Source organism: Telmatospirillum siberiense (assembly GCF_002845745.1).
GTDB lineage: Bacteria > Pseudomonadota > Alphaproteobacteria > Rhodospirillales > Magnetospirillaceae > Telmatospirillum > Telmatospirillum siberiense.
This window is the reverse complement of record NZ_PIUM01000004.1, coordinates 232,337-255,310: the sequence shown is the minus strand read 5'-3', so window position 1 is coordinate 255,310 and position 22,974 is coordinate 232,337. Positions and strand designations below refer to the sequence as shown.

Here is a 22,974-nt window from a genome sequence, read left to right as displayed (position 1 = left end):
CTATTTCCAATGAGCGGAATAAAACCGCGGCAGTTCATCGGGTTGGGCGGTGAAATCGAGATCCGAGGTGAAGGCGTAATTGGCCGAATAGGAGAACATCGGCAAAACGTAAGCCTGCTCACCAATCCTTTTCAGGGCTTCCGCATAGGACTTCTTGCGGGTCTCGGGAACGGTCGAGGTATCGGCGACATCGAGGAGCTTGGTGACCTCCTGATCCTTGCTCAGATCATCGTCGCCCCCCTTGAACCAGGCGCCCAGGAAGGCCGAGGCGTCGGAAATCGAGAACGAGCCCCAGGTTTGAAAGTAGATCGGCACCTTGCCGGCCCGGCTCAATTCGCGGACGGTATCGTACTTCATGTAGTTGAGATTGGCGCGGATACCGACGGCACGCAGATAACCGACCACCGCCTCGGCGTATTCCCGTTCGCGATAGGCGTAAATCTGGGTCTCGAAACCGTTGGGATAACCCGCCTCGGCCAGCAATTTCTTGGCCTTTTCCGGATTGTAATCGTAATGCGGAACGCCTTGGTCGGTACAGCCGAACTGATCGATGAAGCAGGCGGAATTCATCACGCGGGAGCCGCCTCTGACCAGGCTGTCGACCATGGTTTTGCGATCGATGGCATAGCTGATGGCCTGACGGACCAGGGGATTATGCAGGGGCTGGTCGGCGGCGCTGGTGCCGGTGTTGTTGAATTGCAGGAAGCCGACACGCATGGTCTCGGCCGACAGTACGCTCACATTGGGAACATCGGCCAATTGCTTGGCCTGATCGGCCTGGACACGCCAGATCCAATCGATTCCGCCGGTCATCAACTCGGCCAGACGCGTTTCGCCATCGGGAATGACGAGGAATTCGATCTTGCCGATGGTGGGCTGACCGATGGGGCTGCCTTTCCAATAGGTGGGCGACTTCACCATCTTGACGCCCTTGCCGTTTTCCACCGTCACCACCCGATAGGGTCCGGTTCCGATCGGCGCCTTGGCAAATCCGTCGAGACCGACCTTCTTGAAATAAGCGGCGGGATAGATGGGCAGCGGACCGGCCAGATATTCGAGAGCCGCCGGAAAGGGCTTCTTCAGATGGATGCGGACCTTGTAATCACCCAGCTTCTCGGCGCTTTTCATCCATTCGACGTTCTGCTTGGTGACGACCTTGGAGTCGGGATCGAGGACGTAATTGAAGGTGAACACCACATCATCGGCGGAGAAGGACGAGCCATCGTGGAAGGTGACGCCCTGGCGAAGGTCGAGATCGATGGTCAGGGGATCGACCCAGGTCCAACTGGTGGCGAGTTGGGGTTGGTAGGTGCCCGTCTTGACGTCGCGATTGAGCAGGGTATCCCAGATCAGCCGGGCGATGATGACACCTTCGCGGACATTGTTGTGGTACTGGCTGATGTTCACCAATTCGCTGTCGGAGGCATAAACCAGCGTGTCGTTCGCCTTGCCGGCCCAGGCCGGGCTGCTTGCCGCAAGCAGAGCCGATATGAGAACCGCCGGCCCGAGTCTCGTCACCTTCATCTACCGCTCCTGTCGTTGGTCGATCGATCTGCACCAAATTTGTGCAGCACCCATAATTGATAATTTATTATGCAGAACGGTGTGCTTCAAATATATTATTTAGAACAATTCATTGCTGAATCGGCAAGGCGTGGGCGCTTCCCACCGACAACCTTGCGCTATTTCCAGGAAATGACTGGACGGAACCTCGGGCTTTCGAGCCCCCTTGAGCCTGTTTTCCCTATCGCCCCACGCCAAGGGCATGTTTAAGCAATAGCTGGGAAAAGGCTTTCGGCGCCGGGGCGAGTTCGATCATCGCCCGTTCGACCAGACACATGTCCGATTCGGGAATGGGTTCCGCCACATCGATGCAGTCGAGGTGGCGGCCAAGCGAAAGCTTCCGCAAGATGATGCGCGGCGCCAGGAAGAGGTAGTCCGAACTCGATATCAGATCGATCGTGTCATAGAGGGATTCGACGCTCCCCACCATATTGGGTATCCCCAACCCATTGCCGGCGAACCAGTCGGCGAGCCTGTTCGACGGCGTGCCGATTCGTCCGAAAGGGCGCGTGTTGACCCATTCCGCTTCTCGAATCTGGTGAATGGAGCGCGCGTCACGCAATGGGTGGCCTTTGCGACAAAGTACGCAGGGGTCTGATTTCTTGAGGAATGTCGCGTGAAAATCGCCGGTGTCCGTACCGGACGAGATGAGCGTCAACGCGAAATCCAGCCTTCCCTCCCGCAAGGCGGAAAGCAGGGAGGTCGATGGCCCGGCGCTCATATGCACGGAAACCCGGGGATGCATCTTGCGGAATTGCTGAAGCACCGGCGGCAACAGCAATGCGAAGAGCTCGGAGGAAACACCGACATTGATCGATCCGGAGAGCTCGCCGTGCAAATTCCGGAAGATCTGCTCGGCACGGTCGCATTCGCCGAGGATGATGCGCGCCCGCGCCAGGAGTTCGGTGCCTTCGGAGGTCAGCGAAATCCCCTTCGCGGCCCGGATGAAGAGTCTGGCGCCCAAACCGTCCTCCAGCCGCTTTATCTGCTGGGTCAGCCCGCTTTGCTCCATGTTCAGATGGCGCGCGGCGGCGCGAATGCTGCCGTGCTCGACGACCTCGACGAAGGCTCTCAACTGATTCAGGGTCATCCGGAAGTCCGAGTATGAAAGATAATCATGATAACAATAATCATATCTTATGCACTCGGCCGTCCATCCCTAGATTGCGTCTCGTGACTGGACGTTTGAGCAAGGATCTATTCATGAGCGACGACCTTTTCGCCCTTGGCGAACAAATCCGCACCGAAGTCCTGGGGCCGGACTATGTCGCGGCTTCCACAGCGAACACGGATGCCTTCAGCGAGCCCATGCGGGCATTCGCCATCAAAAACCTCTGGGGCGACATCTGGGCACGCCCGGGGCTGGATCGGCGCGCGCGCAGCATCGTCAACCTGGCAATTCTGTCCAGTACCAACCGGGCCGGCGAGTTGAAGATTCATATCCGCGCGGCGCTGAACAACGGGCTGACGCGCGACGAGATCGGCGAAATCTTCCTGCAGGTCGCCCTCTATAGCGGCATCCCGGCGGGCAGCGAGGCCACCCGCATCGCCAAGCAGACCTTTGCCGAAATCGACGCGTCGACCAGGTGAAGCGAAAGACGGGAACCACCGGAGGTCAGCCGCGCCATGCCCCATTCCAACATACCCGATCTCTTTGAATCGCTACGCGACCGCCTCGTCGGCGATGCCCAGACCGTCGGTTCGTTCATCGATGGCACCAATGTCCCCGGCGAAGGCCGGGAACTTGCGCTGATATATCCCGCAGACGGATCGCTGCTGCAAAACTACCGCGACGCGACCCCCACCATCGTCGAACGGGCGTTGACATCCTGCGCACGCGGACAGCGCGCATGGGCGGATCTGTCCGCGCAAAGACGAGGAGAACTGCTCGCGGAAGTGGGGTGCCTGATCAAAAAACATGCCGAAGATCTGGCGATCCTGGAGTCCATTTCGTCGGGAAAGGCGATCAAGGGGGCCAGAGCGCAGCTCGTCGCGGTGTCGGAGATCTTCCGCTACTACGCGGGGTGGGCCGACAAATTCGGCGGTAGCGTCATTTCCGTGCCGGGCGGTCAGCTCAACTACACTCTGCGCGAACCGATCGGCGTGTTTCTCCAGATCATGCCTTGGAATTCGCCGCTTTACCTAGCCGCATGGCATGCCGCGCCGGCGCTGGCGATGGGTAACGCCGTGCTCCTGAAACCGTCCGAACTCACCCCTTTGACGGCGCTGGCACTGGCCCGGCTTGCGATCGACGCGGGCCTGCCGCCGGGCGTCCTGAACGTGGTCGGAGGCCTGGGTCAAACCATTGGGGAGGCCGCCATCGCCAACACCATCGTCAAGAAGGTCGTCTTCGTGGGCTCCATCCGGACCGGCCGCCAGGTGAGCGCCGCCGCCGCCAAGCGCCCCATCGGATGCCTGCTGGAACTGGGCGGGAAGTCGGCGAACATCGTCTTCGAGGACGCCGATCTGGAGGCCGCCGCCAAAATGGCCGCCGTCGCCGCCTTTGCCAATACCGGACAAAACTGCGTGGCGGGTTCGCGCCTGTTCGTGCAACGAGGCATCTATGACGAATTCATGGAACGTGTCGTCGACGCGGCCTCGAAATATCGCATCGGTGCGCCGCTGGACGAAAATTCGGAAAGCGGCCCGATCAACAACGCCGCCCAATACAAACGGGTCTGGGACATGATCCGGCTGGGCCTGGACGAGGGGGCGGAGCTCGCCTTCGGCATGGCGGAGGCGCCGAAGCGGCAGGACGGCTTCCTGGTCGGTCCGACGGTCCTGAAGAACGTCCGCAACGACATGCGGATCGCGCGCGAAGAAGTCTTCGGACCGGTGCTGGTCGCCATTCCCTTCGATGACGAGGCCGACGCCGTCGCTCAGGCCAACGACAGCGAGTTCGGACTGGGCGGCGCCGTCTGGACCCGGGACATTGCCCGCGCGCATCGCGTGGCCGCCAAGGTGCGTGCCGGAATCTTCTGGATAAACATGTACCGGGACATGCATGTCGCGACGCCCTTCGGCGGTTGCGACAACAGCGGCTACGGCCGATCCAGCGGTATCGAGGCGCTCTATGAATACACTCAGACCAAGAGCGTCTGGGTTCCGACGGCGCATGGAGCCTGAAAAGAACGCGATTATTTTCGGACAACCGGGCCAATCCTTCGGTGGCACCGGCGTCCCTGCCGGTGATCCGGCGTAAGCCGGAAAGGGCCCTCCTTTCGGCGGGTCACCAGCAGATCGCTATGAAACAAGTCCCACAACAAACGCTCAAAGGATATTGAAATGACTGAAGAACGGATGATAGGCGTCGTTGGCTTGGGCAATATGGGGCGCGGCATGGCGCTTTCGTTGATGCGCGGCGGATTCGCCGTCCTGGGGCTGGACAAGAACCCGCAGACGGCGGAACGCGCGAATGCGGACGGTGTGAACCTGGCGGCGGATCTCGCCGAGATCGTAAGGCGTTGCGAGACGATCGTCCTGTCTCTTCCCAACTCGTCCATCGTCAAGGAATTGCTGGTTGGTGACGGGGGGATCCAGGATCTGGCCCAAAGAGGCCTGATGATCATCGACACCACCACGGCCGATCCCGAGGTCACCCGGGAACTGGCGAGCGCCCTCAAACTAGCGGGCATCGTTCTGCTGGATGCCCCCGTCAGCGGCGGTTCCCGCGGCGCGCTTCGCGGCGAGTTGACGATGTTCCTGGGCGGCAGCGAGGCGGACGTGGATGCGGCCAGGCCGGTTCTTTCGGCGATGGGCGGGAAACTGTTCCATATCGGTGACACAGGTGCGGGGAATATCGCCAAGATCGTCAACAACCTGCTGACGGCGTCGCACCTTCTGACCGCGAGCGAGGCGTTCCGCATGGCTGAAGCCGCGGGCGTCAAGACCGGGCAGCTGCTCGACGCGGTCAATGCCGGATCGGGACGCAGCGGCGTCACCCTGTACAACTATCCGAGCCGGATACTGTCCGGCACCTTCGACTCCGGCTTCACCATGCAACTGATGCGCAAGGATGTGGCCCTCGCCGTTTCGCTGTATGAGAAACTGGGCGTCGACGTTCCCGTCACCAGGGGCGTCGGCCAAATATGGAGTGAAAGCGCGTCCGCGCTCGCCGATGGCGAAGACTTCAACAGAATCGTCAATTTCCGGAGCACCGCCGCGAACTGTCAATGATCATCGCGAAGAGGACCGACGCCGACGATAATTCTCTATGTTGGGAGGAATGCTGTAAATATAATATCCAGGACAATTCGTTGCCGCTTCGGCAAGGCGAGGTTGAGATGCAATCGACAGCCCTGCGCTATTTCCTGGAGGTCGTCAGGACCGGTTCGATTACCGAGGCTTCACGACGGCTCAACGTCGCCGGATCGGCCATCAGCCGCCAGATCTCGCGGCTTGAGGAGGATCTGGGCGTTCCGCTGTTCGAACGGCGTCCTCGCGGCATGATTCTCAGCCAGGCCGGGGAACTGCTTGCCCATCACGCCCGGCGAACGCTTCTCGATCTTGAACATGTGGTCACCGAAATCCGCCGGCTGCGCGGATTGACCACCGGCATCGTTCGCCTGGGCGGCACCGAGGGATTCGCGGCGGGTCTGTTGCCCGACGCGATTTACGATTTCCGCAACCGTTATCCGGGGATTCGTTTCGATCTTAAAATATTACCGTCGGCCGAAGTCACTAAGCTCGTCCGCGACGGCGATCTGGACATCGGCCTGACCTTCGTGCTGTCGCCCGAGCCGGGCATAAAGGTCGAGGCGACCCGCCGGGCGCCGCTGATCGCCCTGATGCCGCCCGGCCATCCCTTCGCCTCCCGCGAGGCGCTCACATTGGCCGATCTGGTCGCGCAGCCCCTCGCCCTGCCCGAGCGGAATTCAACGGCGCGTCAATTGTTCGATATCGCCTGTGGTCTGGAAGGTCTCTCCGTAGAACCGGTGCTCACCACCAATCACATGGCCTCCCTGTGGAGATTCGTCTCCTCCGGCGGCGGTTTGACCATCGCCGGCTATGTGACGCCCTACTCCCATATCCGGCAGGGCTTGATGGTCGCCCGGCCCATCATCGGCGAGGCCCTCGACCAGCGACGCTACGAAGTTCAGACCATGGCCGGCCGCCGCCTACCGGAAGCCGTCGCCGCTTTTCTCGATCATCTCCTGGCCTATCTGCAGGAGTGCGAGGAAAAGGTGGTCTCGTTCCTGGCCGGTGCCGATACGGCGCCGCCTTCAAGCCTCGGCCTTGACACCGAAAAGTGATTTGGCGGCGGCTTTGCCTGAGTCCGTTAAGGAATAATTGCCGACCCCCGAAGACCCTCCATTCTTTTCGTAGGATACCAATCCTCGGTTGACGAGGCTTTTCAGGGTATTCGTCGGTTTGGTCATATGAAAAAGATGGCTTCGATCGCTCACGTCGAATGGGTTGTCGATCAAATGACGCAGCGCGCACTCCTGACTAATCGATAATTTTTTCATAATGGAGGTTCCGCTCCTGAAAATCATCAAATCGAGGGGATTTTATCATCAAAAGGAAAGACGCAGAATAGCTTTCCCTGAACGGATCGGGATCAGTCGCCTCCGCCGGATTATACCGGCTTATGATGGCGGGAACAGCTCTCGGCTCTTCATGAAATCAAGCCGGATACCTTCGAATCCGTTAGTCGTTTCGTTCGGTCTTTGGGCCGCGCGGCGCCGAAGACGCCGCTGAAGCCGGCATCTTCGACGACAAGACCGCAGGCCCGATAAACCTAACCGATGTTCGATGTCCCAGCGGGGCCACCGCCACCCATTCCGGACAGAAGGCCATGCATCAACCTCGACGCGATCTCGTTGGTCAGGGCTTGCGTCGGTTCGGCGGCGGCGGCGGCGGTCGTGGAACTGGCCGAGGCGGCCGCGCTTGACGAACTCGTCGAGTCACTGGACGAACTGGCGGAAGTCGAGGTCGAGGAGGACGCCGAGGTGGTGGTCTCCGTTTCCGTGCCGTCGGCGTCGGTGGTGATCGTCGTAATCGAACCGTCCGGGTTGACTCGCGTGACGACGGTCGATGTCGATGAAGACGACGATCCGCCCGCCGCGGATCCCCCCGCTGATCCGCCGGATGCGGATGTGGATGTGGAGGAGGCCGTGCTGGTCGTCGTCGTCGAGCTGGAACTAGTGGAACCGCTGAGATCCGTCTGTGACGTTACGGCGGAAGAGGAATCCTGATCAGAGCTATTCTGCTGCAAAAGCAGAGACTGCAGATCCGAGGAAATCTGCTGGAAGGGACTGGATATCCCCGACAGGCCGGCGGTGGTGTCCGTCGACGCGGAGCTGCTGCTCGATGACGTCGATGCCGACGACGATGCCGAATCCAACGTCGATGCCGTCTCGCTCTGCTTCGCCTGCTGGGAAACCAGGTAGCGATGTAGTGCGTTCAGGGATTGTTGCGAAGATACGCTGTCAACCATTTCCGTCTCCAAAATGCCCCTGTTGCGAACCCACCGACGCTTGGACAAGCAAAAATCATGCCTTGGAAAAGGGTTGCCGCCACAGATCATACTTGCCACCCAATATATTGATTATTATGAATTTTTAGTCCGAAGTTTAATGTCCTCCGCTGGAATATGACGGGACCGGCCCCAGCAAAAATTGCCGGACGAAATCACCTGCGGCAAAAGTTGCCTGGACGGTCCGGCAAAATTGCGCATTCAAATGCCCGACAAACATCAACTAATAGTCATGCAGGCAACGATGATTTCCGATTACCGCGGTTATTTTAATAAAAATTTAGGAATTTCAAAAAATTAATATGCGAAATGCTCTCATTAAAAAAACTATTGTTTGATATTCCCCTTTCTCTCCCCTACCGTATTTCTATATCAATTGTCTGGATGCATTCGTGATGTTTCAAAGACTGAAGATTGCGCCGAAATTGTTGTCGATTGTGGCGGGAAGTTTTATCGCTTTCGTCCTTGTCGCGTGGGTGGCCTTGCATTTCCTGCACGACGCCATGATCGCAGACCGGGTCACTCAGGTTCGCAGCCTCACCGAGATGGCCCGCACCATCGCCGCCAGTTTCCACGACCGCGCCGCCAAGGGCGAATTCGACGAGCCGACGGCCCAAAAGCTGGCCCGCGAGCAGTTGCGCGTCGTCCGTCACGGCAACAATGACTACATCACCGTTTTCACCACGGACGGCATGGGCGTGCTCAATCCCGCCGTGCCGAAATATGAGGGCGTTCCCCGGATCGACAGCACCGATTCCGACGGCGTGATGATCGTCCGCGGCTTCATCGAGGCCGCACAGAAAGGCGGCGGGGCCGTTTTCTTCAAATTCCCCCGCGCCGGTGAAACCATCCCGACGGACAAGGTGTCCTACGCATTGAGCTATCAGCCCTGGTCCTGGGTCATCACCGCCGGTATCTATATCGACGATGTCGAAGCGGAATTCCGGACTGTCGCTTGGCGCCTGAGCGCCATTGTCCTGACCATCACCCTCATTTCCGCACTGGCCATCGCCTTTCTGGCCCGCCATATCGCCAAGCCGCTGGCCCGCCTGTCCGCGGTGACGGACCGGCTGGCCCATCACGACTTTTCGGTGGAAGTCGGAGAGGTCGAGCGTGGCGATGAAATCGGAATTCTAGGCCGCTCGATCCGGGTGCTGCGCGATGCCGCCCGTGAAGCCGACGCCCTTCGCCTCGAACAGGAACGCGGCAAGGAATTGGCCGCCGAGGAAAAGCGGATGGCGATGAGCCGCCTGGCCGATACATTCGAGGCCAATGTCAAAAGCGTCGTCGAAAAGGTCGGCTCGGCGGCTTCCGGCATGCAGGGAACGGCACAATCCCTGTCGGCCGTAGCCGAACAGGTCAGCCATCAGGCCTCGGTGGTGACCACGGCCTCGGACGAAGCGGCCGAAAATGTGCAGACGGTGGCCTCGGCGGCGGAAGAACTCAGCGCGTCGATCGTCGAGATCAGCCGCCAGGTCCACAGCGCGGCCGATATTTCGGCGAACGCCGTCGCCCAGGCGGCCAAAACCAACGATATCGTTACCGGCCTCGCCTCCTCGGCCGAAGCCATCAATGCCGTGGTCAATCTGATCCACGATATCGCGTCCCAGACCAACCTGCTGGCACTGAACGCCACCATCGAGGCTGCGCGGGCGGGCGATGCCGGAAAAGGCTTCGCCGTGGTTGCCGGTGAAGTTAAAAATCTCGCCAACCAGACGGCGAAGGCCACCGAGGACATCTCCCAGCATATCGCCGGAGTGCAAGGGGCGACCGGCGACGCGGTAGAGGCCATCCAGGCGATCTCGTCAACGATCGGCGAAATCAACAAGATTTCCGCCTCGATCGCCTCGGCGGTCGAGGAACAAGGGGCCGCCACCCGCGAAATCGCCCGCAACGTCGAACAGGCCGCCGGCGGAACCCGCGACGTCTCGGTCAATATCGCCGGCGTCACCCAGGCGGCGAGCGAGGCCGGAACAGGCGCCGGACAGGTTCTCGACGCCGCCACCAGCCTGGTCCGCGATTCCCAGCATTTGGCAAGCGAGGTCAACCAGTTCATCGCGCGGATCCGTTCCGCCTAGAGGGCGATTCAGACTTTATTGATTAATTGAATTGTGGTGTAAGCGCGGCCACGGCGAAAAGCTGTTCACGCAGCCAGATGTGAGTTGGATCGGCGGTTACGCGCCCGTGCCAAATAGCCGAAAGGGAGAAATCGGCCATGGCGAAAGGCAGGTCGTGGATTTCCAACTGCGATCGGTAGCGGGCGAGAAGCCGGCGCGGCAGGGTGCAGAGGCAGTCGCTTTGCGCCACCACCGTCGGCACCACGGCGTAACTTTGCACCGAGACGGCCACCCGTCGTTCGCGCCCCAGCCGTGCCAGCGCTAAGTCGATCGCGCTGCTGAAGTGGCCTCCGGCCGCCGAAACCATCACATGCGGCAAGCTGGTGTAGGCGTCCAGATCCATTGGGCCCGGCAACAGCCCCGGCCGGCAAGCCACTTGATACCCATCCCGCAAGAGATCACGGCAAATCAATCCTTCCTTCGCTTCCGGCGGCGAGCCGATGGCGATATCCGCCTCGCCGCTTTCCAGCGCCCCACCGATGTCGGAGCGAGGGTGGAGAAAGGCCATCCTGATCCCCCGGCCGCCCGCTTGTTGCGCGGCGGCGATAAGAGGACCAGCCAGCATGGCCGCGGCGTTGTCGTTCAGAATGAGTGTAAATGTGCGTTCGCTCCGGGTCGGGGTGAAGGGCACGGGCGGGGCGAACACATGGCGCAATTGCGAGAGCGCCGTGCGCAAGGGCTCCTTCATCGTGCTCGCCTGCGCCGTCAGGACCATCCCTCGCCCGCCCCGGGCCGGCACGAGAAGCGGATCGCCGAGGAGTTCGCGCAAACGAGCCAGTTGCGCCGAGAGAGCCGGCTGGCTGATGCCGAGTTGGCGTGCGGCTTTTGTTACGTTGCCGTGCTCGAGCAGGGCGTCAAGCGCCACGAACAGCTTGAGGCTGTCTGCCGACATATCCAATTTGGTTATACCTCAAATATAAGCAAACGATTTTGCTTATGCTATGCGAGGAGGGCATGAATAGTCATGGTCAATCTCGGAAGGCTCTCGCCAAAATGACGGATCACGCATCGAAAATCGCTCTCGCCCGCCAGTTCCATGCCGCGCTGGCAGCGCGAGACTGGGCGGCCATCCGCTCTCTGCTCGCGGATCAGGCGGAATGGACATTGCCCGGCAGCAACGCCATTTCAGGACCCGCGCAGGGCGCCGACGCGGTAGTGGAACGCGCACGAAAAATCGCGGGTTATGGGTTGAAGTTCGAACTTCTCAACATTCTGTCGAGCCGCACCGACGTCGCGCTGCATCTGCACAACACGGCTGAACGCGACGGCGTGAAGCTGGACGAATATCTCGCCACCGTGCTGCGAATTGAGGGGGAAAAGATCGCCGCGATCGAAACCTTCCTCTCCGACGTCGACGGGATGAACGCTTTCTTCGCCGAACGGTAACATGGATGATTCAATGCACTAGCGTGTCCCGGCGGGTGGTCCTCCGCCCGCCGGGATGACCGTCTTCGGGAGATTGTCGCGAATGAGATCGGCCAATTTCCTGAATTCGTCGGCATGGGCGCCACTCGGCCGCCAGACCATGCCGATCAGCCGTTCCGGCGTGTCACGGAACGGCCGCATGGCGATCTGATCGTCGTCGAGGGCTTCCGCCGCCACATAAAGCGCCGGCAAAAGCGTCATCCCCAAACCGGTGGCGACCATCTGGCGCAGGGAATCCAGGCTGGTGGCCCGGAAGCTCGTATGTTCCGCCGCCCCCACCCTTACGCACAGGGCCAGCGCCTGATCGCGCAGACAATGCCCCTCCTCCAGCAGTAAAAGTTCCTCGCCGGCCAGATCGCCGGGGTCGAGGGTGGTCGCCGACGCCAGACGGTGGTTGAGCGGCAAGGCCGCCCACAGGGGTTCATGAAACAACGCCTGGGCGTAAGGCCCCTCGCCTTCCGTCAATGAAATCAACATGGCGTCGATGTCACCGCGCGCCAGGTCGACGCGCAGACGGTTCGCCGGTTCTTCGCGCAGGTAGAGTTTGAGATCGCCGTAGCGCTGACGCAAAACCGGTAGGATGTGCGGCAGCAGATAAGGTCCCAAGGTCGGCAGAATGCCGAGCCGCAAGGTGCCGTTGAATGGTTTCGAGGATTCCCGGGCCGCCTCGGTGAAATCGGCGACCTCGCGCAAAATTCTCGTTGCCCGCTGAACCAGTTCGCTGCCGAGAGGCGTCATCAGGACACGATGACGCGTACGCTCGACCAGCAATACGCCCAGCATATCCTCGAGTTGACGTATTTGGCTGCTGAAGGCCGGCTGGGTGATGTGACAGCGTTCGGCCGCCTTACCGAAGTGAAGCGTTTCGGATACGGCGATCAGACACTGCAGTTGTCGTAAGGTGATCATCGTCTCATGATAGAAAAAACCTATCACCGTGACAATTTTAATCTTTTGGATTTATTACAGGCGACTCTCTAAATCAGATCCAACCGTTATGTGTCGGAATGAGGATCGTGGATTTGGAGCAGCAAGCGTATTTCCTGGTGGCTTTCGCCGTGCTGGTCGGTGGTCTACTGGCGGTCGATCTGGGAATCTTCCATCGCCGCAGCCATCCGGTCCGCATGCGCGAGGCCTTGATCTGGAGCGGTGTCTGGATCGCGACCGCGCTCGCCTTCAATCTCGCCCTGGTCCCCTGGCGCGGCAGCGAAGCCGCGTTGCAGTTTCTGACGGGCTATCTGATCGAGCTCTCCTTGAGCGTCGACAATCTTTTTGTGTTCCTGCTGCTTTTCACGCGCTTCGCGGTCCCTCCCGCCTTGCAGCATCGCGTGCTGTTCTGGGGGGTGATCGGCGCTATCGTCATGCGTGTGGCGATGATCGTCGCCGGTGGCGTGCTGGTCGATAAGTTCCACGGGGTTCTTTATCTGTTCGGTCTGTTCCTGGCCGTGACTGGCGTCCGCATGGTCTTCTCCCGCGACAAGGAGACGGACCCGGTTCCCATCACCGACCGGTTCCCGATGAGTTGGCTTCGCCGTCACCTTCCGCTCACCGATACGCCGCACGACGGCCGTTTTGTCGTGAAGATCGATGGACGCCGGATGGTGACGCCACTCTTTCTGGTCCTGATTTCCGTGGAGATTGCCGATCTGATGTTCGCGGTCGATTCCATTCCCGCGATCTTCGCCATCACCACCGATCCCTTTGTCGTCGCCACGTCCAACATCTTCGCGATTCTGGGACTGCGCTCCCTTTACTTCGCCCTGAGCGGGCTGACCGAACGGTTGCGCTACCTGAAATACGGCCTGGCCCTCGTTCTGATGTTCATCGGCGCCAAGATTCTGCTGGCCGATCTGTATCCGATCCCGATCGTCCCGGCCCTGGCCATTACCGCCTTCATCCTGGCCGTGGCGGCCATCGCCTCCCTGGTCAAGACGCGGCGGGAGGAAACGACGCCTCGGAAGGCGGTTCCGGAGGCGTCTCACTGATAGGCGGACAATCCGTCGAATAGCGGAAAAGGAGAACCACATGAGCATTTACGATCAATCACCGTCCCGGATGAACTGGGGGCCGCAAGCGACCGCTGCCGGACTGGCGGCCTTCGACCAGGCGCTCCGCCAACACATGCTGCGGGTCTATAATTTCATGACTCTCGGCCTGGTGGTCACCGGGCTGGTCGCGGCACTGGTGGCGGGCACGCCGGCGCTGTACGTCCCGATTTTCAGCTCGCCCTTGAAATGGGTGGTGATGCTGGCGCCGCTGGCGTTCGTCTTCGTTCTCTCCTGGCGATTCGAAAGGCTCTCGGCCGGCGGCCTGCAGATGCTCTATTGGGCGTTCTGCGGTGCCATGGGCCTGTCGATGGCGTCGATCTTCATCGTCTTCACCGGTGCCAGCGTGGCGAGGGTTTTCTTCATCTCGGCCGCCATGTTCGCCGGCACCAGCTTGTATGGCTACACGACCAGGGCCGATCTGTCGAAAATGGGCTCGTTCCTGATGATGGGACTGATCGGCATCGTGCTCGCCGGCCTGATCAACGTCTTCATCGGATCCAGCATGATGCAGTTCGTCATCTCGGTGATCGGCGTTGTCGTCTTCGCCGGCCTGACCGCTTATGACACCCAGCGCATCAAGGAGGAATTCTCCGAGCATTACGCCCATGAAGCGGCGACCAAACTGGCGGTGATGGGCGCGCTGACGCTTTATCTGAACTTCATCAACCTGTTCCAGATGCTTCTGCAACTCATGGGACAGCGCGAGGAATAACCGGATGGCGCCGGTTTATCGTTCCCATGAGCGATTCGAACGGGGAATCGACAGATTGGAACGAAGGCTGCCCGGCCAATGGGCCGGGCGGCTTCGCCGCTTACGCTCTCCGGGGGCGGGATGGCTGCGCGTGCCGGTAGGCACGCTTCTCATTCTGGGGGGCGTGTTCAGCTTTCTTCCCGTTCTGGGACTTTGGATGCTGCCCTTGGGTCTGCTTCTGCTGGCCTACGACATCCCGCTGTTGAAAACGCCGATCGGCGGGACGCTGGTGCGGGGCGAACGGCTCTGGCGGAGATGGCGGCGGCGCGGGAAAAACTGATCGCCACTCACGGTTGACGTCTGGGGCGCGCGCCCTTCGACTGGGGAATCTCTCCAGCCAGAAGAAAGGGCGCGGTTCTCCGTTCGAAGGAAGGCCAGCGCCGACGGGGCGATTTTCCGGTCGCGGCTTGCACGCACACATCGAGATGCGCGGCGACGATTTGAACGATGGTTCCGTCAATCCGCTTCTTTGCCGCCAGATCGGCCAGGATGGCCATCGCTTCGTCGGGCCTTTTGCCCCGCCGGTAGGGCCGGTCCTGCAGCAAAGCCTGAAAGATATCGGCGATCGCGATGATCCTCGCCTCGATCGGCAGTTCCTTTCGGCGAAACGGATATCCCGTTCCCAACAGATTTTCGTGATGCCATGCAGCCCAGTCGGCGAGAGGATGGTCGCCGAAAAGCCGGCGAAGCAGTACATGGGTTTCGAAGGAATGGCGGGCCATCACCCGCTTTTCACGGAGATCGAGGGATCCCTGCTTGTCCAACACCTCGTCGGGAACGCGGAGCTTGCCGAGATCGTGCAGCAACCCCGCCAGTTCGACGTCCCCGCACCTCTGACGGGGCAACCCCATCAAGGCGGCGAGAAGCCGGGAAAGAGCGCCCACATGCAGTGAATGATCGGCGGTGAATTCGCTTTTGGCGTCGATGATGCGGGCGAAGAGAACGCTCAAGGCATGCATCTCATGCCAGTTTAAAGCATGCCGGTCGTGCGGGAGAGGAACGATATCGAGAGAGAACTCGATGGCGTCCGGTTCCAACGAGAACCAGAAAGCCTCGCTCCGGGACACGTCTTCGGCGAGATCGACGAAATCGGGATGAAAGAGACGGCCTCTTTCGGCATTGAGAGCCGTCATCAGGCGGTTGATGCCCGCGGGATGATGAGTAACCTGATACTGGGCCCTGAGGGCGTCCATGCGATCGGCCATGAAAATAAGATTGGCGGTTTCGGCGATGGTTTTATCGAGCCCCGACGGCATTTCGCACCAGCGCTGATGATGCCAGCGCACGATCGGCGCCAATTCCCGAAAAGCCGGCACACCCGACAGATAATCGGCCCCCCTGACGCAATGCGCCTCGGCCCCCGGCCATTCCATCTGCGCAATCAGTTCATGATGTTCGGTACTGCGCGAGACGCCGCAATCGTGGAGCATTGCCGCCCGATGGGCAACGATGCGGCGCGGCAGCGGCCATCCGAGCCGTTCCGCCAAAGTCGATGCCATCAGAGCGACACGCTTGCCGTGATGCACTTCGTCGGTACCGACCAGATCAACCGCCGATGCCAACGCGCGAACCGCATCATCCAAGCTGATCAGATAGCGCATCGACGCCTCCTCGGACACGGCCGGACGGTTTCCGGCGAAAGAGTACGCGCAATAAGATTGATAAATAAAATGTTTATCAATCAAAAGAATATGCACCTGAAAATTCGCCTCTTCAACTCCGCCTTTACGGGGTGGCTCCCACACTGATGCATGGAAGAAACCCGAAATTCGCGTAATATTCCCAGGCGCCCCCAATCCCTGGTCGAAAGTCATGGGATATTTGAACGGACTGCTCGTAACGGTATGACCGGGCTGAATATGATCTCGAAAGCCGCCTGCGCCACGACCGTTGGTCTGCTGGCCACGATGTCCGCCGCTTTCGGTCAAACGATGGATTACAGCGCCGCTCAGGACTTGTTCGGCGAACCGGTCACCACCAGCGTCACCGGCACGCCGCAGCGACTTTCCTCAGCTCCGGTCAATATGGATGTCATCACCGCCGACGATATCCGCCGTTCCGGCGCCGCCACCCTGCCCGCCATCCTCTCACGCCTGAGCGGCATCGACGTTTATAGCTGGTCGAACAACAGCGCCGACGTGGCGATTCGCGGCCTCAACCAGGGAGGTTCGAATCGCCTGCTGGTGATGGTCAATGGACGGGAAACCTATACCGACGCCCTGGGTGTGGTGTTGTGGGAAAACATCCCGGTCCGCCTGGACGAGATTCGCCAGATCGAGGTGATCAAGGGTCCGAACTCGGCGCTTTACGGATTCAACGCGGCCTCCGGCGTGATCAACATCGTGACCTACAATCCCCAATTCGATGAGATCAACGCCGAACGCCTCACCATCGGCAGCGACGGTTCGCAGGCGGCATCGGCCGTGCGGACGGCGCAATGGCGGGCTGGCGGCATCCGGCTGTCAGGAGGCTGGAACAAGGATCCCGAGTCGGAATTTCATCCCCGCTATGCGGGAGACCGCCTGGCCGGCAGCGACCCATCGATCAACCGAACGGTCAATCTGGATGGACAGACGGCGCTCGACGACCGCTCCACGCTACGCATTCAGACGTCGGCGACAGACGGCTCGATGCGCGCCAATTATCTGATGCCGTTCTACATCGATCTCAGCTTGGCCGCCGGCAAGATCGAATATTCCCGCGACATCGGCTTCGGCCAGATCGAAGCCAGCCTGATGCACAACCATTTCGACGTCGGCCAATACCGTAACTCTCTCGCCACCGGTTCGCTGTCCAACGATGTGACCATCGCCAAGCTTCAGCATCTTTTCAAATCGAGTGCCGACGACACCTTGCGTTTCGGAACCGAATACCGGCGCGACGAGATGCCCAGCTTTCCCGCGAAGGGCGGTCATCTGCTTTCCCAGGACGCCGCCTTGAGTGGCATGTGGAATCATGATTTTTCAAACGATGTCAGTCTGTTGACGGCGCTACGCGGTGACCGCTACTGGCTGCAGCGCGATGGTCCGGTCATCGACGGATCACCCTGGACAAACGAGGATTACAACCGCTCGATTTACGCATGGAGTTACAACAGCGCCCTGGTCTGGCGTCCGACAGCGCTCGATTCGGTAAAGATTTCGGCAGCGCGGGGGTTGACGCTGCCCAGCCTGCTGGAACTCGGCGTCGCCAATCCGATGACGGTTCCCTTCGCCCCTCCTTCCGTTCCGACGGCGAAGCTTCTTTCTCTCGGCAATCCCCAACTGCAACCGACCAAGATCACCCATTACGAACTGTCCTACGAACGGTCTGTGCCGCAATGGAACACCAGCGGGAAAATCGCCGCCTACCATCAGCTTGTTTCCGGATTACGCGATATCTCGGCCACGCAACTGATCGAGCCCTTGCCGACGCCAACCCTGCTGTCGACTTATGTCAATACGGGCGGCGCCCATCTGAACGGGGTCGAGATCGATCTCAAAGGGCGCCTTGGCGAAGGCTGGCGCTGGAACGCCAACTACAGTTTCGAGGCTGTCGCCGATCAAGGGACGCCCGATCAATATCACGATTTCAGCCGTTCCACTCCGCGGCACAAGGCGAATGCCGGGATCGGCTGGGACATCGGATCCTGGGAAAGCGACCTATCCCTGCGCATCGTTTCGGCGACCGAGATGGCGCAGCAGATCGCTTTCGGCGTCTATGAACTGGTCCCCATCAAGACCACGGTCTCGCTCAACCCCCGCCTCGCCTATGTCATCAATCCAGCGCTACGGCTTGAGGCGACGGGACACAGCGCCTTCGCCGACAATCCGGTGTCCAGCGAAAAGCGCCGTATCCTCTTTTCGGTCATCGCGAATTACTGATCGGGTCCCGCCCCGTCAGCCCTTCAGCGCGGCCAGACTGACCTTGACCACGACCTTGCGGATCGCCTGCGGGCCGTCCACCTCGCAGAGAGGCCGGTGGACGTCGCTGGGAAAAAAGACGGCGAAATTCCCGGGCCGCAAGACAAGCGAAGATTCGTTCTCGGCGGCACGATAAAAAAGCAGATCGCGCTCCGCCAGGAGATCTTCGGCCACCTCATTGCGGCCGGTGTCGACGGCGACGCCAATGCGTTCACAGCCCTTCACCATGAACTGGACGTCGATGTATTTGCGATGGATCTCGGGGCGGGTATCGGCATCGTTCTTGGTGCTCAGATCCATCACCTGCACATAGACGTCGCTGCCTTGCAGATCGTATCGGCCGGCGGGAACATTGGTGAAATCCGTCTTCTTCAGATGTTCCAAGGCCATCCGCAAGGGAGCGGGAAGCCATCCCTGCAAATTTTCCAGATGATGTACGCTGCCGAAAATCATGATGTCCCTCCGACCAAGATGCTGAAAGGGCGAAATGCTGATCACCCCGTCAGGCGGCGTTTCCCCGCCGCGCGGGTAATATACTTAAAATATCAGTTTTCAGGATCGCCAAAGATTGGGACCTGCCCCCGGCGTTTTGCACGCGCGGGGGCAGGTCCTAACGACGCCTGCGCCTCCGGCTTAGGCGGGCTCAGGCGCCGCTCGGGCTGTTATAAATGACGCCTGCGCCTCCGGCTTAGGCGGGCTCAGGCGCCGCTCGGGCTGTTATAAATGACGCCTGCGCCTCCGGCTTAGGCGGGCTCAGGCGCCGCTCGGGCTAAAGGGCTTGAAGCGATTATTTCGCTTCAAGCCCTTTTTGTCGATCAGTGCTGCCGTTGGGTGACCGGCAAGGTCGTGGTGATCAGGGCGGAGATCACCAGGAAGCCGACCAGGCAGAAGACACCGTAATCGGTTCCGCCGAAGATGTCCTTGAGCCAGCCCAGCAGGAAGGGCCCGAGGAAGCCGCCCAGATTGCCGAGGGCGTTGATCGCCCCCCGGGCGCTGCCCGCCACCGAGGCGGTGAACAGCATTGGCGGAATGGTCCAGAAGACCGACGCCGCCGCCTGCAGGAAGCCGCCGGCAAGCACCAGGCAGGAGAACGACAGCCAGATATGCTCTTTCAGGAACACCGATCCGGCCAGACTTGCCGCCAATCCCAGCAGCGGCAGGATAACGTATTTCTTACGTTTACCTGAGCTGTCGGACAGGCGCCCGATCGTATACATGCCGATCATGGTCCCGATATAGGGAAGCATCGACAGGAACCCGACCTCGGCGATATTGGCCTGCGTCAGATTCTTGATGACGGTCGGCAGCCAGATGACGAAGCCGTAAATCGCCGTCTGATAGAAGAAGTTGATGACGATCAGCTTCCACATCGAGGCATTGCCCATGACCTGGGAAAAGGAGGCGTTCTTGATGGCCGGCGATCTGGCCAATTCCTCCTGCTCGGCCTTCAGTCTGCTGACGATATAGGCTTTTTCCTCAGGCGAAATCCATTTGGCCTTTTCGGGATCCTCCTGAACCATGAAAATCCAAGGAATGATCAGGAAAAACGAGCCGATTCCCTCGAACAGGAACAGGTCGCGCCAGCCGAAATTCTGAATGACCGAACCGGCGATCGGTCCCGAGACGATATTGGCGATCGGGACGAACATGATGACGATGGCGGTCGCCCGGCCGCGTTCCTCGTCGGGAAACCACTTGGCGACCATGGTGAGAACGACGGGCAGCATGCCGCCCTCGGCGACGCCGAGGGCGAAACGCAGGACGATCAGTTGGGTTTCGCTGGTGATGTAGGCCGTGGCGATGGAAATCACGCCCCAGGCCACCATCGACCAGGTCAGAAAATTCTTGGCCACGCCCCGCGACGCCAGATGGCCGCCCGGCACCTGAAGAAACAGATACCCGACGAAGAAAATACCGGCGGCGAAGCCGGCAAACGAGGCCGACATCGCCAGTTCCTTGCTCATCCCTCCCGGAATGGCGAACCCGATATTGGTCCGGTCCATGTAGGAGACGATGCACAGAATCATGATGGGGACGATGATATGAAACCAGCGTCCATTCGGTATGCCCGCAGATGCGTCCGCCCGCATGACGCCGCCCGATTGTGTCGTGTTCGGCATGATGTTCCTCCGAAAATTCGTTTATTGAACAGGACGCTAGCTAGAGCGAAGTGATCTTCGCCCAGACGCCGTCGTCGACGGGGATGCCCTGTTCCTGATTTTGTTTGCGCAGCCGTGGCCCCTTCTCGCCCGGGAAACGGACGGCCTGTTTTTCATCGGCGGGCTGGGACGCCTTGAGATCGTCGAGGACCTCGTTGACGGCCCCCGCCAGGAATTCCTCGCCGGCGATGCTTTTGGCGTCGATGGCGATCATCACTTGCGAAAGCTTGTACTCGTCCCCGCCCAACTGGCCGACCCGGAAGGTCGACAAGCCGCCGGAAAGGACCGTGGCGACCAGGTCGAACACGATGGAAAGCGCCGAGCCTTTCCAGAAGCCGATGGGCAGGACCCGCCACGTCTTGGCGATTTCCGCCGGATCGGTGGAAATATTGCCAGCCTCGTCATAGCCGCCGGGAACCGCGAGTTGCTCGCCGCGCAGCTTGGCCCCTTCCATATGACCGTAGGAAAACTGCGACATCGCGGCATCGACGATGACATGGCCGCCGTCCCGCGGAATGGCGACGATGAACGGGTTGTTGCCGATGCGCCGATCCTTGGCTCCCCAGGCCGGCATGTTCGGCTGCGTATTGGTCCAGCAAATGCCGATACAGCCCGCGTCGGCCGCCTGCAGTCCATAGCTTCCGCCGCGCAGCCAATGATTGGCGTTGCGAAGCGCCACGCAGCCGATGCCGTTCTGGCGGGCCAGCTCGATGGCGCGGTCCATGGCCAGTTTGGCCGTGACGTTTCCCAGCCCGAGGTTGGCGTCCCAGCGCTCGAAGGCGCCGATTCCATCGACCTTGGTCGGTTTGGCGTTCAGATCGATGTAGCCCTTATCGATATATTCGACGACCCGGGAAAACCGGTTGACGCCGTGGGAATAAACACCGTCGAGGCTGGTCTCGGCGATCATCCGGGAGGAAAGCTCGGCGATATCCTCCTCGCATCCCTTTTTCACCAGGATCCGTTTGAATTCCGCTTTCATGTCCTCGAAGCGAACCTTTGGCATGACTTTGCTCCAAAATCGGCGTGTATCAGGAGTGGCCGCGGAAACCGGCCAGGATTTCGTCGGCGACCCAACTGGCGCGGGCGGCGCTCTCGGGATCACCCGGGCACCGCCCGGTTCCGGTCAGCTCGTCGACGATGCTTTGGATGAAGGGTTGCTGAACGTGGGGGGGATTGGGAATGTCGGCTTCCTCCAGCCCCTTCCCGGTGATCAGGCGCAACGGCCGGTCGGAAAAGAATTCCATCTCGATACGCCCCTGCGATCCGATGATCTCGACCTGATCCTGCTGATCGGAGGCGACGTAGCACCAGGAACCGCTTCCCTGCACTCCGCCCTTGTGGCGCCAGGTCGCCGTGACGGTATCCTCCACGTCATAGAGCCGGCCGAGATTGGCGGCGATGCCGTGCGCCTCGACGAGCGGACCGAACCAGAAGTCGAAGATGTCGAGCGTGTGGATACCCATGTCGAGGAACTTGCCGCCGCCGGCCACGTCCGGCAGCAGTCGCCACGGCAGGGTCTCCCGCGACAGGTCCTCGGGTGCCGGCGGCTGATGCTGCATGGCCCGCACGGCCCGCACATCGCCGATGACGCCCTCGTCCAGCCAGCGTTTCACCTGGAGAAAACGCGGCATGGCCCGGCGGTAGAAGGCCACGAAAAGCCGCACCTTGTTACGCTCGCACTCGGTGATGATCTCGCGGCATTCGGAAAAGCGCATCGCCATCGGCTTTTCGACGTAGACATGCTTGCCGGCCCGCGCCACCGCCAGGGAAAGCGGCTTATGGAAGGCGGGCGGCGTGGCGATGTAGACGGCGTCGACATCCGGGTCGGCCAACAGGGCCTCGGTGGTATCGTGGGCCTTGGCCACGCCGTGGCGCTCGGCGAAGGAACGCGTCATCTTCGAATCGGCGCTGGTCACCGCCACCAGGCTCGAATGTTGGGCCTTGTAGAAACCCGGCCCGCTTTTGACCTCGGTAACGGCGCCGCAGCCGATCATCCCCCAGCGGACGGTCTTCACTTGGCGTCCCCCTTTTTCAGGAGATCGAAACGGACCTTGACCACCACCTTGCGGATCGCTCGGGGAGCGTCGAGCTGACAGGCTGGGCGATGAACGTCGGAAGGGAGGAAAACGGCGAAGCTGCCGGGCACCATCTCCAGCATCGATTCGTTTTCGGCGCCCTGGTAGAACAGCAGATCCCGTTCAGCCAGCAAATCCTCGGCCACGACGTTGCGGCCGGTGTCGTCGGCAAAGCCGATCCGCTCCGCGCCGCTGACCAGGAACTGGACGTCGATATATTTGCGATGCACCTCCGGCCGGGTTTCCGACAGGGCCTTGGTCGTCAGATCGATCACCTGAACGTAGATATCCTTGCCCTGCAGGTCGTAATTACCGGCTGGCAGCGCCTTGAAATCGGTGGTGCGCAGATGTTCGATCGCCGTTTGCAAGGGAGCCGGGAGCCAGGCAAGCATGTCGCCGGCATGATGGACGTTTCCAAAAAGCATGTTTCTCTCCTATCGCTTCCACTTTTGC

22 protein-coding genes are annotated in these 22,974 nt (G+C 60.5%); 11 read left to right on the top strand and 11 right to left on the bottom strand.

The features are described from left to right. The gene (locus CWS72_RS06235) at positions 1–1,524 is read right to left on the bottom strand and encodes an ABC transporter substrate-binding protein (RefSeq protein WP_101249707.1); all 1,524 of its coding nucleotides are present in this window, start codon (positions 1,522–1,524) and stop codon (positions 1–3) included. A 220-nt stretch (positions 1,525–1,744) separates the two neighbouring features. Continuing rightward, positions 1,745–2,653, bottom strand: coding sequence for a LysR substrate-binding domain-containing protein (locus tag CWS72_RS06230; protein ID WP_101249706.1), 909 nt, complete (start codon positions 2,651–2,653; stop codon positions 1,745–1,747). Between the two features lie 113 nt (positions 2,654–2,766). On the opposite strand from CWS72_RS06230, the gene CWS72_RS06225 reads away from it, so the two are divergent. From CWS72_RS06225 to CWS72_RS06210, 4 genes are all read left to right on the top strand, one after another. Further along, entirely contained in the window at positions 2,767–3,153 is a 387-nt protein-coding gene (locus CWS72_RS06225; RefSeq protein WP_101249705.1) for a carboxymuconolactone decarboxylase family protein, read from the top strand. A 36-nt stretch (positions 3,154–3,189) separates the two neighbouring features. Beyond that, complete coding sequence (locus CWS72_RS06220; RefSeq protein WP_101249704.1) at positions 3,190–4,689, top strand: aldehyde dehydrogenase family protein; 1,500 nt, start codon at positions 3,190–3,192, stop codon at positions 4,687–4,689. 153 nt (positions 4,690–4,842) lie between these two features. After that, complete coding sequence (locus CWS72_RS06215) at positions 4,843–5,739, top strand: NAD(P)-dependent oxidoreductase (protein WP_338056161.1); 897 nt, start codon at positions 4,843–4,845, stop codon at positions 5,737–5,739. Positions 5,740–5,846: 107 nt separating this feature from the next. Continuing rightward, entirely contained in the window at positions 5,847–6,815 is a 969-nt protein-coding gene (locus tag CWS72_RS06210; RefSeq protein ID WP_101249748.1) for a LysR family transcriptional regulator, read from the top strand. Here the strand turns inward: CWS72_RS06210 and CWS72_RS28190 are convergent. Continuing rightward, complete coding sequence (locus CWS72_RS28190) at positions 6,786–7,031, bottom strand: helix-turn-helix domain-containing protein (RefSeq protein ID WP_146002644.1); 246 nt, start codon at positions 7,029–7,031, stop codon at positions 6,786–6,788. The two genes, CWS72_RS06210 and CWS72_RS28190, sit on opposite strands and share 30 nt — an antisense overlap. Positions 7,032–7,310: 279 nt before the next feature. On the opposite strand from CWS72_RS28190, the gene CWS72_RS06200 reads away from it, so the two are divergent. After that, complete coding sequence (locus tag CWS72_RS06200) at positions 7,311–7,760, top strand: hypothetical protein (RefSeq protein ID WP_146002643.1); 450 nt, start codon at positions 7,311–7,313, stop codon at positions 7,758–7,760. 676 nt (positions 7,761–8,436) lie between these two features. Continuing rightward, complete coding sequence (locus CWS72_RS06195) at positions 8,437–10,119, top strand: methyl-accepting chemotaxis protein (RefSeq protein ID WP_101249700.1); 1,683 nt, start codon at positions 8,437–8,439, stop codon at positions 10,117–10,119. A 22-nt stretch (positions 10,120–10,141) separates the two neighbouring features. Here the strand turns inward: CWS72_RS06195 and CWS72_RS06190 are convergent, their stop codons facing one another. Beyond that, the gene (locus CWS72_RS06190; RefSeq protein ID WP_101249699.1) at positions 10,142–11,050 is read right to left on the bottom strand and encodes a LysR family transcriptional regulator; all 909 of its coding nucleotides are present in this window, start codon (positions 11,048–11,050) and stop codon (positions 10,142–10,144) included. Positions 11,051–11,151: 101 nt separating this feature from the next. Between CWS72_RS06190 and CWS72_RS06185 the strand changes: the two genes are divergently transcribed. Continuing rightward, the gene (locus CWS72_RS06185) at positions 11,152–11,544 is read left to right on the top strand and encodes a nuclear transport factor 2 family protein (RefSeq protein WP_101249698.1); all 393 of its coding nucleotides are present in this window, start codon (positions 11,152–11,154) and stop codon (positions 11,542–11,544) included. Between the two features lie 18 nt (positions 11,545–11,562). Here the strand turns inward: CWS72_RS06185 and CWS72_RS06180 are convergent, their stop codons facing one another. Beyond that, on the bottom strand, positions 11,563–12,492 hold the full coding sequence (locus tag CWS72_RS06180; RefSeq protein ID WP_101249697.1) for a LysR substrate-binding domain-containing protein: 930 nt from the start codon (positions 12,490–12,492) through the stop codon (positions 11,563–11,565). A gap of 113 nt (positions 12,493–12,605) precedes the next feature. Between CWS72_RS06180 and CWS72_RS06175 the strand changes: the two genes are divergently transcribed. The 3 genes from CWS72_RS06175 to CWS72_RS06165 all read left to right on the top strand — a co-directional run bounded on the left by CWS72_RS06175 (position 12,606) and on the right by CWS72_RS06165 (position 14,662). Beyond that, positions 12,606–13,568 (top strand): TerC family protein, encoded by a 963-nt coding sequence (locus CWS72_RS06175; protein WP_241911603.1) that lies wholly within the window; start codon positions 12,606–12,608, stop codon positions 13,566–13,568. A 70-nt stretch (positions 13,569–13,638) separates the two neighbouring features. Further along, entirely contained in the window at positions 13,639–14,343 is a 705-nt protein-coding gene (locus tag CWS72_RS06170) for a Bax inhibitor-1/YccA family protein (protein ID WP_101249695.1), read from the top strand. Between the two features lie 4 nt (positions 14,344–14,347). Further along, the gene (locus CWS72_RS06165; RefSeq protein ID WP_101249694.1) at positions 14,348–14,662 is read left to right on the top strand and encodes a hypothetical protein; all 315 of its coding nucleotides are present in this window, start codon (positions 14,348–14,350) and stop codon (positions 14,660–14,662) included. 7 nt (positions 14,663–14,669) lie between these two features. On the opposite strand, the gene CWS72_RS06160 is transcribed toward CWS72_RS06165, so the two are convergent. Continuing rightward, the gene (locus CWS72_RS06160) at positions 14,670–15,983 is read right to left on the bottom strand and encodes an HD-GYP domain-containing protein (RefSeq protein WP_158240527.1); all 1,314 of its coding nucleotides are present in this window, start codon (positions 15,981–15,983) and stop codon (positions 14,670–14,672) included. Between the two features lie 243 nt (positions 15,984–16,226). Between CWS72_RS06160 and CWS72_RS06155 the strand changes: the two genes are divergently transcribed. Continuing rightward, entirely contained in the window at positions 16,227–18,245 is a 2,019-nt protein-coding gene (locus CWS72_RS06155) for a TonB-dependent receptor plug domain-containing protein (protein ID WP_158240526.1), read from the top strand. Between the two features lie 15 nt (positions 18,246–18,260). On the opposite strand, the gene CWS72_RS06150 is transcribed toward CWS72_RS06155, so the two are convergent. The 5 genes from CWS72_RS06150 to CWS72_RS06130 form a co-directional block, all read right to left on the bottom strand. Further along, complete coding sequence (locus CWS72_RS06150; protein WP_101249691.1) at positions 18,261–18,737, bottom strand: NanQ anomerase/TabA/YiaL family protein; 477 nt, start codon at positions 18,735–18,737, stop codon at positions 18,261–18,263. 362 nt (positions 18,738–19,099) lie between these two features. After that, on the bottom strand, positions 19,100–20,404 hold the full coding sequence (locus CWS72_RS06145; RefSeq protein WP_199175558.1) for an MFS transporter: 1,305 nt from the start codon (positions 20,402–20,404) through the stop codon (positions 19,100–19,102). A gap of 40 nt (positions 20,405–20,444) precedes the next feature. Then, a complete protein-coding gene (gene yiaK / locus CWS72_RS06140; protein ID WP_101249690.1) occupies positions 20,445–21,449 on the bottom strand; it encodes a 3-dehydro-L-gulonate 2-dehydrogenase in 1,005 nt (334 codons plus the stop codon). 25 nt (positions 21,450–21,474) lie between these two features. Continuing rightward, a complete protein-coding gene (locus CWS72_RS06135) occupies positions 21,475–22,461 on the bottom strand; it encodes a Gfo/Idh/MocA family protein (protein ID WP_101249689.1) in 987 nt (328 codons plus the stop codon). After that, positions 22,458–22,946: a NanQ anomerase/TabA/YiaL family protein gene (locus tag CWS72_RS06130; RefSeq protein ID WP_101249688.1), complete on the bottom strand. Its 489-nt coding sequence runs from the start codon at positions 22,944–22,946 to the stop codon at positions 22,458–22,460. Before CWS72_RS06130 ends, CWS72_RS06135 begins: the two co-directional genes overlap by 4 nt. Positions 22,947–22,974 lie beyond the last annotated feature (28 nt).